We start from the raw sequence: 12,978 nt of genomic DNA, 5'->3' as shown, positions 1-12,978 counted from the left end.
CTGCTACGCACGGTCGGCCCCCTCTCCCGCTGGCGGGAGAGGGTTGGGGTGAGGGCAATCAACGCTCCGAAATCACACCGGCACATCCCCTAACACCGTCGCGCGATGCATCACGCGTCGCGCCGGATAATAATCCGCGTTGGCATAATGCTGCGTCACGCGGTTATCCCAGATTGCCACGTCGTTCAGCTGCCAGCGCCAGCGCACCTGAAACTCCGGTTTGGTGGCGTGCGCAAACAGATAGCCCAGCAGCGCCTCGCTCTCCTTCTCGCTTACGCCCAGCAGCCTGGTGGTAAAACCTTCATTAACAAACAGCGCCTTGCGTCCGCTCACCGGATGGGTGCGGATCACCGGATGCTGCACCGGCGGATGCTTCGCCACAGCCTGCTGCCAGCGCTGATGCTCCTCTTCCGTCTTACGGTACTTATACTCCTGAAACGATTTCTTAAAGTCGTGCTCCGCCTGCAGGCCACTCAGCAGCTGTTTGAACGGCTCTGACAGCGCCTCGTAAGCGGCAATCCCGCTGGTCCACAGCGTATCGCCACCGCTCTCCGGCAGCAGCTTTGAGGCCAGAATGGCGATCGCCGGCGGGGTCTGAATAAAGGTGACGTCGGTATGCCAGTTATCGTTGTCCGGCGGATTATCCTGATGCGTATCCAGCACGATAATCTCTTCCACGCCTTCGGCATGCGGATAAACCGGATGAATGTGCAGATCGCCGAAGCGGATCGCCAGCGCGCGCTGCTGCTCCGGCGTAATGCGCTGATCGCGCAGAAACAGCACCTGGTGACGCAACAGACCGTGATAAAGCTGCTCAAACTGCGCGTCACTCAGCGGACGGCTGAGGTCGACATCGCTGACCTGCGCCCCGATATGCGGACCCAGCGCGGTAAAATTCACTCGTTCGTTCATTGCTGTTCTCCATTCCAGGGCGTCAGTCGGCGCTGTAGCGCACGTAAACCCAGTTCTAAACTAAAGGCAATCAGGGCGATCACCGCGATGCCCGCCAGCACCACATCGGTGGCGAGAAACTCCCCAGCCGACTGCACCATAAAGCCCAGCCCGCGCGTCGCGGCAATCAGTTCGGCCGCCACCAGCGTGGACCAGCCCACGCCAAGACCGATGCGCAGGCCGGTAAGAATCTCCGGCAACGCTCCGGGCAGAATGACAAAACGCAGCAGCTGCCCGCGCGTCGCCCCCAGCGCCTGAGCGGCACGGATCCGCACCTGCTGCGTATTCTTCACGCCGGCCAGAGTGGACAAAGTCACCGGCGCGAAAATTGCCAGATAAATCAGTAAAATCTTTGAAGTTTCGCCAATGCCAAACCAAATCACCATCAGCGGCAAGTAGGCCAGCGGCGGTACCGGTCGATAGAGTTCAATCAGCGGATCGAGCAGCCCGCGCACCGCCGGGCTAAGGCCCATGGCAATGCCCACCGGAATGCCGATCAGTGCGGCAAAGAACAGCGCCACCAGCATGCGCGTCAGGCTGGCACCAAGGTGCTGCCATAGCGTGGCATCCATAAAGCCCTGCGGACCGGCAATAACCAGCAGCTTATGCAGCACCTGCTGCGGCGGCGGCAGAAACAAGGGCGCAATCAGCCCCAGCGCGGTCACGCCCCACCACAGCAGCAGCAGCACGGCCACGCTCAGCAGGCTCAGCGACAGCTGGCGGGAAAACGGCCAGCGCAGGCGACGAACGCGGGACGTCCGGCGCTTGTCATCAATAACGGCACTCATACAAACGCCTCCCGCTGCGCGAACACCTGGTTCAGGACATACTCACGTCGTTCGATAAATGCCGGATCGGATTTGATGCTGCGGCACGGCTCGCCTGCGGCGAAGCGCTGGCCAAAGTCGAGCTTCAGGCGTTCCACTACGCGACCCGGACCCGGCGACAGCAGCACCAGTTCGCTGGCGAGAAAGACGGCTTCTTCGATGTCATGGGTGATCAGCAGAATCTGCTTGCCGGTATCGCGCCATAACGTCAGCAGCAGCGTCTGCATCTGCTCGCGCGTGAAGGCATCCAGCGCACCGAACGGCTCATCTAACAGCAGCAGCTGCGGATCAGCGGCCAGCGCACGGGCAATCCCCACGCGCTGACGCTGACCCCCAGAGAGCTGCCAGATAAAACGCTTTTCTGCGCCCTCGAGCCCGACCTTACGGATCAGACGGCGGGCGATCGCGTGCCGTTCAGCTTTTGCCATGCCCGCCAGCTGCAGGCCAAACGCCACGTTATCGATGACATTACGCCACGGCAGTAGCCCTTCGTTCTGAAAGACCACGCCGCGCTCTGCGCCCGGTCCGCGTACCGGCTTGCCATCCAGCGTGATACTGCCGGACTCCAGTGGCAGAAAGCCGGCGATCAAGTTCAGCAGCGTGGTTTTGCCACAGCCGGACGGCCCCAGCACCACCAGCAATTCGCGGCTGGCCAGCTGCAGATTGATATCCTGCAGCGCCGGTTGCCCGGCGTAACGTGCGTTGAGATGGGTGATGCTGAGCATAAGGCCTCCGTTATTTGGCTAAGGGGGCAACAAAGCGCGTGGTGACAAAGCTGCTGTAGTCACTGGCGGCATCCGGCACTTTGCCCTGCTCTTTCAGAAACTGTGCGGTATCGACAATCGCCTTGTTGACCGGTTTGCCCAGCTGTTCCACCTGCTGCTGCGCCGTCAGGTAGGTATTGCCTTTCACCAGTCCGGGGACGTCACTTTCCGGCACGCCGCTCAGGCGCGACAGCTTGCTGAGATTATCCGGCTGCTGCAGCCACTGTTCCGGGTTGGCGATATAAGCCTGCTGCGCGGCAATCGCGCTGCGGGCGAAAGCGGTGACCACTTCAGGATGCTGCCGGGCAAAATCCTTGCGCACCACCCAGACGTCGAGGGTCGGTGAGCCCCACTGCCCGACCTGCGACGAGTCGGTCAGCACCTTGCCGTCTTTCTCCAGTTCATTGACGGCGGGCGCCCAGACATAGGCGCCGTCGATATCACCGCGCTGCCAGGCAGCAATGATCGCCGGCGGCTGCAGATTAACCAGTTGCACCTGGGTGGGTTTGATGCCCCAGTGTTTCAGCGCGGCCAGCAGGCTGTAATGGGTGGTGGAGATGAAGGGAACGGCAATGCGTTTGCCGATCAAATCTTTGGGCGAGCTGATGCTTTTTTTCACCACCAGCGCTTCAGAATTGCCCAGCTGTGAAGCCAGCAGGAAAGCTTCAATCGGCAGCTGCTGCGTGGCGGCCACCGCCAGCGGGCTGGAACCAATGTTGCCAATTTGCACATCGCCCGAGGCTAACGCACGCAGGACGCTGGCGCCGCTGTCGAATTTGCGCCAGTCAACCGTGGCACCGCTCTCTTTGGCAAAGGTATTGTCAGCCTGCGCCACTTTGGCCGGTTCCGCCGACGTCTGATAAGCCACGGTCACATTGACCGCCTGCGCCTGAAAGGTCATCAGCGCTAACGCGGCTGCTACCGCGCTTATTGTTTTGGTTACTGCCATCATCATGCACCCCAATGTTGAGTCGTGACGGCAGTGTCGCCAGCAGCAATGATTTCATAAAGGAATTAAAAATTATCCCTAATAAAAATCGGTTCTTAGATCAACATCGGGTAACGCTATGCAAAAAGTGCAAATACAAAACCGCTGGTGTGGAACAAATATGTCAGGCGCTCACATGCCGACTGTGGTATTGATCTCGTCTTGATTTTTTCCCCCTTTTACAGCGGTACTGGCCTCCATGTCGATTGAGAAAGTTGCGCGCCTCGCGGGCGTGTCGAAAGCCACGGTTTCACGGGTGTTGAACCAGCATCCTGGCGTCCGGCCAGATACGCGTAAACGGGTGCTGGCCGCAATTAATGTGTGCGAATACCAGCCCAACCTGCTGGCGCGCCAGCTGCGTACCGCGCAAAGCAACATGTTGCTGGTGCTGATTTCCGATATCACCAATCCGTTCTGTTCACGGGTGGTGCAGGGCATCGAGGCGGAGGCCGAAGCGCACGGCTATCACATCCTGTTATGTAATTCCGCGTCACAGCTGCGGCGCGAAACCGCCTATCTGGCACTGCTGGCCGGCAAAGTGGTGGATGGGGTGATCACCATGGACGCCGCGGCCTGTCTGCAGGGACTGAAAGAGTTGATTGGTGATGCGCCGTGGGTGCAGTGTGCGGAGTACGATCCCTCGGTTAACGCCTCCAGCGTCACCATCGATAACCGTCAGGCGGCCTATGACACGGTGCATTATCTGGCCGGCAAAGGGCGTCAGCGCATTGCGCTGGTCAACTGTGATATGCGCTATCTCTATTCGCACCAGCGCGAAAGCGGCTATCGCGACGCCATCACGCAGCTGGGGCTTGACTGGCACGGCGTCGCTTACGCCAGCGACATCTCCTGCGAAGCGGGCAGCGCGGCGCTGCGCGAACTGCTAACGCAGCCAGAGCGGCCGGATGCGGTGTTTGCGGTATCGGACGTGCTGGCGGTTGGCGTGATTCACGCTGCTCTGGAAGCCGGACTGCGCGTGCCAGAGGATCTGGCGGTGGTCGGCTTTGACGGCATTCCGTTCACCAGCAGCATCAACCCGCCGCTGACCACCATTGCCCAGCCGATGAACCAGATGGGTGCCCGCAGCGTGCAGCTGCTGCTGGCACGCATCCGCCAGCGTCAGGCGGCAGTGGTGCATGAAGTGCTGCCGTGGACGCGCATTGAGCGCGCCTCCAGCTGACTCAGTGCCAGATCAACAGCACGCAGGCTGCGGTTAGCGCACCCATGGCGAGGTTGAAGATTTTCCACGCGCGCGGGCTGCGCAGCAGGCGGCCAATCAGCGAGCCGAAACCCATCCAGATCACGCCGGAAACCACGTTCACCAGCGCCATGCCGAGGCTGATCGCCACCACGGAATGCAGATAGGCGCTGCCGGCAAGGCTGAAGCTGGCGACCGCACCCAGCGCCATCAGCCAGGCTTTCGGGTTGATCAGTTGCAGTAACCCGCCCTGCCAGAAAGGCATCTGCTTCACGCTGGCATCGTCGGTCTCCAGCGTTTCGTATTCGGCGGTGGCAATTTTCCACGCCAGCCACAGCAAATAGAGGCTACCGGCCACTTTCAGTACCAGATGCAGTGAGGGATAGAGCAGAATCAGGCTGCCGATGCCAAACGCCACCATCAGCAACATCACCTGCATGCCAATCATGATACCAATCAGCAGTGGAAAGGTGCGCAGGAAGCCAAAATTAGCACCTGAGGCGGTAAGTAACATATTATTGGGCCCTGGCGTGATGGCCGCGACCCAGAGAAAGCCCAGCATTGATAAAAAAAGACTCAGTTCCATGTATATTCGGGTGCTCCTCACCCAGAAAAGCGAACAACCCATCGAAGCTATCAGCGAGTTATGCATCAGACAAGTACTATCCCAGGCTATTTTGATCGCCCGAGCGGCGAGCGCTTTACCCCGCTGCGCGGCTTCGGCAATGCGCATCTGCAAACGCTGCTGCCGCGCCTGCTGCGCCGGCGCGTCACGCTGCGCCCGCACTGGCAGCGCCTCGATCTGCCGGACGGCGACTTCGTCGATCTGGCGTGGAGCGAAGATCCGGCACAGGCACGTCACAAGCCGCGTATGGTGCTGTTCCACGGGCTGGAAGGCAGTTTCCGCAGCCCGTATGCCCATGGGCTGATGCAGGCGTGTCAGGCGCGCGGCTGGCTGGCGGTGATCATGCACTTCCGCGGCTGCAGCGGCGAGCCTAACCGTCTGCAGCGCATCTATCACTCCGGTGAAACTGAAGATGCGACCTATTTTCTGCACTGGCTGCAGCGCGAATGGGGCACGGTGCCGACTGCCGCGGTCGGCGTTTCGCTTGGCGGCAATATGCTGGCCTGTCTGCTGGGGCTGCAGGGCACGTCGGCCCCGCTGGATGCCGCGGTCGCCATTTCCGCGCCGCTGGCGCTGGAGCCGTGCAGCCAGAAGCTGGACGTGGGCTTTTCACGCTTTTATCAGCACTACCTGCTGACCCAGCTGAAGAAAAACGCCACGCGCAAACTGCGCGCCTGGCCGGGCACGCTGCCGGTCGATCTGACGCAGCTGCGCGCCTTCCGCCGGCTGCGTGAGTTTGATGATGCGATTACCGCCCGCGCCCACGGTTTTATTGATGCGCGCGACTATTATCAGCGCGCCAGCGCCATGCCATTGCTGACCGGCGTGCGCAAGCCGCTGCTGATCATCCATGCTAAAGATGATCCCTTTATGACCGATGCGGTGATCCCGCAGCCGCAGCAGTTGTCTGCCACAATTGAGTATCAGCTGACGCAGCAAGGCGGTCACGTCGGCTTCGTGGGCGGCAGCCTGCTGCGACCCAAAATGTGGCTGGAGCAGCGCGTGCCGGACTGGCTCTCAACTTATCTGGATATGTAACTGTGATTATTCCCTGGCAAGAACTCGACCCGACAACGCTGGAAAACCTGATAGAAAGTTTTGTGCTGCGTGAAGGCACCGATTATGGCGAGCAGGAGCGCAGCCTGACGCAGAAAGTGGCCGACGTGCGCCGCCAGCTCGAGCAGGGCGAGGTGGTACTGGTGTGGTCAGAATTGCATGAATCGGTCAATATTATGCCGCGGCGTGAATTTCGCGGCTAATGCGTCAGGCGGCAATTCGTGTTAACAATGCTCATCGCCGGACTTCACAGGGAGCGCTGTTATGTCAGCCAGGCATCCAGTCATAGCCGTTACCGGTTCCAGCGGCGCCGGAACCACCACCACCAGTCTCGCCTTCCGTAAAATTTTCCAGCAGCTGGATCTGCACGCGGCGGAAGTAGAAGGCGACAGTTTCCATCGCTATACCCGTCCGGAAATGGACATGGCGATTCGTAAGGCGCGCGACCTCGGGCGTCACATCAGCTACTTTGGCCCGGAAGCCAACGACTTCGGCCTGCTGGAGCAGACTTTCCGCGACTATGGTCAGAGCGGACTCGGCCAGTCGCGCAAATATCTGCACACCTACGATGAAGCGGTGCCGTGGAATCAGGTGCCGGGCACGTTTACACCCTGGCAGCCGCTGCCGGAAAACACCGATGTGCTGTTCTATGAAGGCCTGCACGGCGGCGTGGTGACGCAGCAGCATAACGTGGCTGAACACGTCGATCTGCTGGTTGGCGTGGTACCGATTGTTAATCTGGAGTGGATTCAGAAACTGGTACGCGACACCAGCGAGCGCGGCCATTCGCGCGAAGCGGTGATGGATTCGGTGGTGCGTTCGATGGAAGACTACATCAACTACATCACGCCGCAGTTTTCCCGCACGCACCTCAACTTCCAGCGCGTGCCGACCGTGGATACCTCGAACCCGTTTGCCGCGCGTGAAATCCCGTCGCTGGATGAGAGCTTTGTGGTGATCCATTTTCGCGGCCTGGAGGGCATCGCTTTTCCTTATTTACTGGCGATGATCCAGGGCTCGTTTATTTCCCACATGAATACGCTGGTGGTGCCGGGCGGCAAGATGGGACTGGCGATGGAGTTGATCATGACGCCGCTGGTGCAGCGGTTGATTGAAGGAAAACGTATTGAATAGCGCAGGCTAATACGCCAGTTTCGCCGTGAGGAACTGAGATCGGGAGCGCAGGGCCGCGCTCCCGGCTGGATTACAGCTCCACCACTTCGTAGCTGTGCGTTATCTCGACGCCCTTGCCCAGCATGATCGCGACCGAGCAGTACTTCTCCGCGGACAGATCCACCGCGCGCGCTACCGCTTTATCGCTCAGCGCTTTGCCGCTGACAATAAAATGCAGATTGATATGCGTAAAAATGCGTGGCGCTTCTTCGCGGCGTTCCGAGGTCAGTTTGACTTCACAATCGGCGACATCGTTGCGCCCCTTTTGCAGAATCGACACCACGTCAATCGCGCTGCAGCCGCCCGCAGCCATCAACACCATCTCCATCGGGCTGGGCGCTTTATCACCGGAATTGCCGTCCATTAATACCTGATGACCGGATGAGGATTCTCCGAGAAAGGTCAGCCCTTCCACCCATTTCACTCGTGCCTGCATTATTCTTTCTCCTGAAGCGGCGGTTTTGCCGCCAGAGTACGCTTTCACCTGACAAACAGCAATGCAGACGCATCCCCCACCTGCTGAAGCGAGACAACAGGAGACAGGTTGCAAAAGCTATGCTACAAACAGTGCTGAAAATATTTTCGTCACGAAAGACGAAAGCGGGACGAATCAAAAGCATCGCTTACGAATCCACCCCCGAATAACTGTCCCTCACGGGAAACGCTGGACGATTTCACCGCCTGACAGGGAAAACTGCCCCCTGTATTTTGGGCACGATTACAACAGAGGATAATAGCGAATGGTTCTCGGCAAACCGCAAACAGACCCTACACTCGAATGGTTCCTGTCCCATTGCCATATTCACAAATATCCATCCAAAAGCACCCTCATCCATCAGGGTGAGAAAGCGGAAACGCTGTACTACATCGTGAAAGGTTCCGTCGCGGTACTGATTAAAGATGAAGAAGGCAAAGAGATGATTCTCTCCTACCTCAATCAGGGGGATTTCATCGGTGAGCTCGGCCTGTTTGAAGAGGGCCAGGAGCGTAGCGCCTGGGTACGTGCGAAAACCGCCTGCGAAGTGGCTGAAATTTCCTACAAAAAATTCCGTCAGCTGATTCAGGTCAATCCGGATATTTTAATGCGCCTGTCGGCGCAGATGGCGCGTCGCCTGCAGGTAACATCTGAAAAAGTCGGCAACCTTGCCTTCCTCGATGTGACCGGCCGTATCGCGCAAACGCTGCTCAACCTGGCGAAACAGCCTGATGCCATGACCCACCCGGACGGTATGCAGATCAAAATCACCCGTCAGGAGATTGGTCAGATCGTGGGCTGCTCACGCGAAACCGTGGGTCGTATCCTGAAAATGCTGGAAGATCAGAACCTGATCTCTGCACACGGCAAAACCATCGTCGTTTACGGCACCCGCTGATTTCTTCTCACCTACGGCGTGATGGCAACATCGCGCCGTTTCTGTTTACGATGAGCTGATGTGGCGTCGAATCATCTATCATCCGGAAGTTAACTATGCGCTGCGGCAAACGCTGGTGCTGTGCCTGCCTGTGGCGCTCGGCTGGCTGTTTGGCGATCTGCAAAAAGGGCTGCTGTTCTCCCTGGTGCCGGCCTGCTGCAACATCGCCGGTCTGGATACGCCACACAAGCGGTTCTTCAAACGGCTGATTGTCGGCGGCGCACTGTTCGCCAGCGGCAGTTTTCTGATTCAGTACCTCACGGCTTACGCTGTGCCGCTGCCGCTGATTCTGCTGGTGTTGCCGCTGCTGGTGGGCGTGACCGGTGAAATCAGCCCGCTGCATGGTCGTTTGCTGCCCGGCACGCTGATCGCCGCCATCTTTACCTTAAGCCTCGTCGGCCGTATGCCGATGTGGGTCCCGCCGCTGCTGTATATCGGCGGGACGCTGTGGTACGGGCTGTTTAACTGGTTCTGGTTCTGGCTGTGGAAAGAGCAGCCGATGCGCGAGACCCTCAGCCTGCTGTACCGCGAGCTGGCCGATTACTGCGACGCCAAATACACCCTGCTGACGCAGCTGACCGATCCGGAAAAAGCGCTGCCGCCGCTACTGGCGCGCCAGCAGAAAGCGGTCGATCTGATCACCACCTGCTACCAGCAGATGCATATGCTGTCCGCCAGCCGTGATAACAGCCATAAACGCCTGACGCGCGCTTTCCAGGTCGCGCTCGATCTGCAGGAACATATCTCGGTCAGCCTGCACCAGCCGGAAGAGGTGCAAAAGCTGGTGGAGCAGAGCCACGCCGAGGCGGTGATCCGCTGGAACGCGAAAATCATTTCGGCACGGCTGCGCGTGCTGGCCGATGCCATTCTCTATCACCAGCTGCCGGAACGCTTCCACATGGAGAAGCCGCTCGGCGCGCTGGAGAAAATTGCCCGGCAGCACCCGGATAATCCGGTCGGTAATTTCTGCCTCTACCATTTCAGCCGCATCGCCCGCGTGCTGCGCACGCAGAAGCCACTGTACACCCGCGACCTGATGGCCGATCGCCAGCGCCGCCTGCCGCTGCTGCCGGCGCTGCGCAGCTACCTGTCGCTGAAATCTGCCGCGCTGCGGACGGCGGCGCGCTTCGCGGTGATGCTAATGTTCGGCAGCGCGCTGGCGCTGTTCTTCAATATTCCCAAGCCTTACTGGATTCTGATGACCATCATGTTTGTCAGCCAGAACGGCTACAGCGCCACGCGCGTGCGCATTCAGCACCGGGCGCTCGGCACCTTCGCCGGCTTGCTGATCGCCGCGGCGTCGCTGCGCTTTGCTGTTCCGGAGTCGATTGCCCTGCTGACCATGCTGGTCATCACGCTCGCCAGCTATCTGATCACGCGTAAATATTATGGCTGGTCGATGATTGGCTTTACGGTGACGGCGGTGTATTCGCTGCAGCTGCTGTCACTGAATGGCGCGCAGTTCCTGCTGCCACGCATGATGGATACGCTGATGGGCTGCCTGATTGCCTTCGCCGGTATGATCTGGCTATGGCCGCAGTGGCAGAGCGGGCTGCTGCGCAATAATGCGCACGATGCGCTGGAGGCTTATCAGGAGGCGCTGCGCCTGCTGCTCGGTCCGGAGCAGGCGCCGGAGAAGCTGGCGTATCAGCGCGTCAAGGTTAACCAGGCGCACAACGCGCTGTTTAACTCGCTCAACCAGGCGTCCACCGAACCGGGCTTTAACTTTCAGTATCTGAAAGATATGCGCCTGTGGGTGACTCACAGCCAGTTTATCGTCGAGCACATCAACGCCATGACCATTCTGGCGCGCGAGCACACCATGCTGACGCCAAAGCTGGCGGAGCGCTATTTGCAGTCCTGTGAAATCGCGCTGCAGCGCTGTCAGCAGCGGCTGGCTTACGACGGGCCGGGCAACGACAGCAATATTCTGGAAGCGCCGGAGAATCTGAATGAGGGGCCGGTGACGATTGTCGAACAGCATGTGAAGCGCATTCTGCAGCACCTCAATGTGATGCACACCATTTCTTCACTGGCGTGGAGCCAGCGCCCGCATCACGGCCGCTGGCTCAGCGTGCTGAAGCCGAAAGGTTAGTTCAGGACTTTCGCGATCGCCCGGGCAAAGCGCGCCATGCCTTCTGCGATATCGGTCGGCTCAATCACCAGCGACGGCACAAAGCGAATCACATCGCTGCCGGCGGTCAGTACCATCAGGCCTTCAGCGGCGGAAGCGTTGAGGATATCGCGCGCTTTGCTGGCGTGCTGCGCGTTGAGTACGGCACCCAGCAGCAGCCCTTTGCCCCGAATTTCACTGAAGATGTCGAACTGCTGATTGATCTTCTGCAGCGCCGAGACAAACTGCTCACGGCGCGCGTCAACACCATTCAGCACCTCGGGCGTATTGATGATATCCAGCGCGGTTTCGGCAATCGCACAGGCCAGCGGGTTGCCGCCGTAGGTGGTGCCGTGCACGCCCGGCGCCATCACCAAGGCGATTTCATGGGTGGTCAGCATCGCGCTCACCGGGAAACCGCCGCCCAGCGCTTTAGCAGTGGTGATGATATCTGGCTTGATACCATAGTGTTCGTAAGCAAACAGCTTACCGCTGCGGCCCATGCCGCTCTGCACTTCATCCAGCACCAGCAGCGCGTTGTGCTGATCGCACAGCGCACGCAATCCCTGCATAAATTCCGGCGTTGCCGGCATCACGCCACCTTCCCCCTGAATCGGCTCCACCACAATCGCGCAGGTGTGGTCGTCAATTACCGCTTTCACCGCTGCCAGATCGTTAAACGGCACATGGACGATATCCGCCGGCTTCGGACCAAAGCCATCGGAGTATTTCGGCTGACCGCCCACCGAGACGGTGAACAGCGTGCGGCCGTGGAAGGCGTTGTGGAAAGCGATAATTTTGCTTTTGAACGGGCTGTGCTTTTTGCAGGCGTAGTAGCGCGCCAGTTTGAACGCCGCTTCGTTCGCTTCGGCACCGGAGTTACCGAAGAATACCCGCTCGGCGAAGGTCGCCGCGATCAGTTTACTGGCGAGGCGCAGTGCCGGCTCATTGGTGAACACGTTACTGGTGTGCCACAGGGTTTCGCCCTGGCTTTTCAGCGTTTCCACCAGCGCCGGATGACAATGGCCAAGCGCGGTGACCGCGATACCACCGGAGAAGTCGATATACTCTTTGCCCTGCTGATCCCACACGCGGCTGCCTTTGCCTTTGACCGGCACAAACTGCGCAGGTGCATAAACAGGCAAAATAACGTTATCGAACGTTTCCCGGCTTACCGCTAGATTTTCCGCTGCCATTGATGACCTCATCGGGTTATTTGTTGAGCTGATGTGAAATTATAATCACAAAATATGCATAAAAAATCATGCAATGGCAAACGGAAGTTACGTATTGAGGAAATTCGCCAGCAGCTGATGCCCCTGCTCGCTGAGAATGCTCTCCGGATGGAACTGCACGCCCTCCAGTGGCAGCGTACGATGGCGGAAGCCCATGATCTCATCGGCAACGCCATCGCGCAGACTCCAGGCGGTGACTTCAAACTCCGGCGGCAGCGTGTCGCGCGCCACAATCAGCGAGTGATAGCGCGTGACGGTTAGCGGATTATTCAGGTTGCGGAACACGCCCTGGCCGGTGTGCTGCACCGCAGAGGTTTTACCGTGCATCACCTGGCGCGCGCGCACCACCTGCGCACCGTAGGCCTGCGCAATCGCCTGATGGCCAAGACAGACACCGAGAATCGGCAGCCGTCCGGCAAAGTGGCGGATCGCTGCCAGCGAGATGCCGGACTGATCCGGCGTGCAGGGGCCCGGCGAGATCACCAGATGGCTCAGCGGCAGCGCCGTCATCTCTTCCAGCGTCATTGCATCGTTGCGCACCACACGCACCTGCGCGCCCAGTTCACAGAAGTACTGGTAGAGATTCCAGGTAAAGGAGTCGTAGTTATCAATTAGCAGCAGCATAATGCCCTCAGG

Annotated in this window: 14 protein-coding genes; 6 read left to right on the top strand and 8 right to left on the bottom strand. The window is 59.3% G+C overall.

The genetic code is table 11. The annotated features are described in order from the left end of the window. Positions 1–72: 72 nt before the first annotated feature. The 4 genes from tauD to tauA are packed head-to-tail and all read right to left on the bottom strand — an operon-like array spanning position 73 to position 3,494. Positions 73–912, bottom strand: coding sequence for a taurine dioxygenase (tauD, locus tag C1N84_RS01360; RefSeq protein ID WP_264441910.1), 840 nt, complete (start codon positions 910–912; stop codon positions 73–75). Then, the gene (gene tauC, locus C1N84_RS01355) at positions 909–1,739 is read right to left on the bottom strand and encodes a taurine ABC transporter permease TauC (protein ID WP_021507448.1); all 831 of its coding nucleotides are present in this window, start codon (positions 1,737–1,739) and stop codon (positions 909–911) included. The genes tauD and tauC overlap by 4 nt, the downstream gene beginning before the upstream one ends. Continuing rightward, the gene (tauB, locus tag C1N84_RS01350; protein ID WP_021507447.1) at positions 1,736–2,503 is read right to left on the bottom strand and encodes a taurine ABC transporter ATP-binding subunit; all 768 of its coding nucleotides are present in this window, start codon (positions 2,501–2,503) and stop codon (positions 1,736–1,738) included. Before tauB ends, tauC begins: the two co-directional genes overlap by 4 nt. Before the next feature lie 10 nt (positions 2,504–2,513). Further along, positions 2,514–3,494 (bottom strand): taurine ABC transporter substrate-binding protein, encoded by a 981-nt coding sequence (gene tauA, locus C1N84_RS01345; protein WP_104189641.1) that lies wholly within the window; start codon positions 3,492–3,494, stop codon positions 2,514–2,516. A gap of 235 nt (positions 3,495–3,729) precedes the next feature. On the opposite strand from tauA, the gene C1N84_RS01340 reads away from it, so the two are divergent. After that, entirely contained in the window at positions 3,730–4,710 is a 981-nt protein-coding gene (locus C1N84_RS01340) for a LacI family DNA-binding transcriptional regulator (RefSeq protein ID WP_021507445.1), read from the top strand. 1 nt (position 4,711) lies between these two features. Here the strand turns inward: C1N84_RS01340 and C1N84_RS01335 are convergent, their stop codons facing one another. Continuing rightward, a complete protein-coding gene (locus C1N84_RS01335) occupies positions 4,712–5,314 on the bottom strand; it encodes a LysE family translocator (protein ID WP_088517941.1) in 603 nt (200 codons plus the stop codon). Between the two features lie 60 nt (positions 5,315–5,374). Between C1N84_RS01335 and C1N84_RS01330 the strand changes: the two genes are divergently transcribed. The 3 genes from C1N84_RS01330 to C1N84_RS01320 all read left to right on the top strand — a co-directional run bounded on the left by C1N84_RS01330 (position 5,375) and on the right by C1N84_RS01320 (position 7,543). Continuing rightward, positions 5,375–6,391 (top strand): hydrolase, encoded by a 1,017-nt coding sequence (locus C1N84_RS01330; RefSeq protein WP_058759291.1) that lies wholly within the window; start codon positions 5,375–5,377, stop codon positions 6,389–6,391. A gap of 2 nt (positions 6,392–6,393) precedes the next feature. Beyond that, the gene (locus C1N84_RS01325) at positions 6,394–6,612 is read left to right on the top strand and encodes a YheU family protein (RefSeq protein WP_021507442.1); all 219 of its coding nucleotides are present in this window, start codon (positions 6,394–6,396) and stop codon (positions 6,610–6,612) included. Between the two features lie 61 nt (positions 6,613–6,673). Then, on the top strand, positions 6,674–7,543 hold the full coding sequence (locus tag C1N84_RS01320) for a phosphoribulokinase (protein ID WP_021507441.1): 870 nt from the start codon (positions 6,674–6,676) through the stop codon (positions 7,541–7,543). Positions 7,544–7,613: 70 nt separating this feature from the next. Here C1N84_RS01320 and C1N84_RS01315 read toward each other — a convergent pair whose 3' ends face one another. After that, positions 7,614–8,018 carry an OsmC family protein gene (locus C1N84_RS01315; protein ID WP_021507440.1) on the bottom strand — a complete coding sequence of 135 codons (405 nt, stop codon included), beginning with the start codon at positions 8,016–8,018 and terminating at the stop codon, positions 7,614–7,616. 304 nt (positions 8,019–8,322) lie between these two features. On the opposite strand from C1N84_RS01315, the gene crp reads away from it, so the two are divergent. Both crp and C1N84_RS01305 read left to right on the top strand, forming a co-directional pair. Beyond that, positions 8,323–8,955, top strand: a complete 633-nt coding sequence (gene crp / locus C1N84_RS01310) for a cAMP-activated global transcriptional regulator CRP (RefSeq protein ID WP_000242755.1) — start codon at positions 8,323–8,325, stop codon at positions 8,953–8,955. Positions 8,956–9,013: 58 nt separating this feature from the next. Further along, entirely contained in the window at positions 9,014–11,089 is a 2,076-nt protein-coding gene (locus C1N84_RS01305; protein ID WP_021507439.1) for a YccS/YhfK family putative transporter, read from the top strand. Here C1N84_RS01305 and C1N84_RS01300 read toward each other — a convergent pair. After that, the gene (locus tag C1N84_RS01300) at positions 11,086–12,303 is read right to left on the bottom strand and encodes a bifunctional acetylornithine/succinyldiaminopimelate transaminase (RefSeq protein ID WP_264441909.1); all 1,218 of its coding nucleotides are present in this window, start codon (positions 12,301–12,303) and stop codon (positions 11,086–11,088) included. The genes C1N84_RS01305 and C1N84_RS01300 overlap by 4 nt on opposite strands. An 87-nt stretch (positions 12,304–12,390) precedes the next feature. Beyond that, positions 12,391–12,966: an aminodeoxychorismate synthase component II gene (locus tag C1N84_RS01295; protein ID WP_021507437.1), complete on the bottom strand. Its 576-nt coding sequence runs from the start codon at positions 12,964–12,966 to the stop codon at positions 12,391–12,393. Positions 12,967–12,978 lie beyond the last annotated feature (12 nt).

The organism is Pantoea sp. SGAir0418 (assembly GCF_043529865.1).
This window is presented reverse-complemented; position numbering and strand designations above follow the sequence as displayed.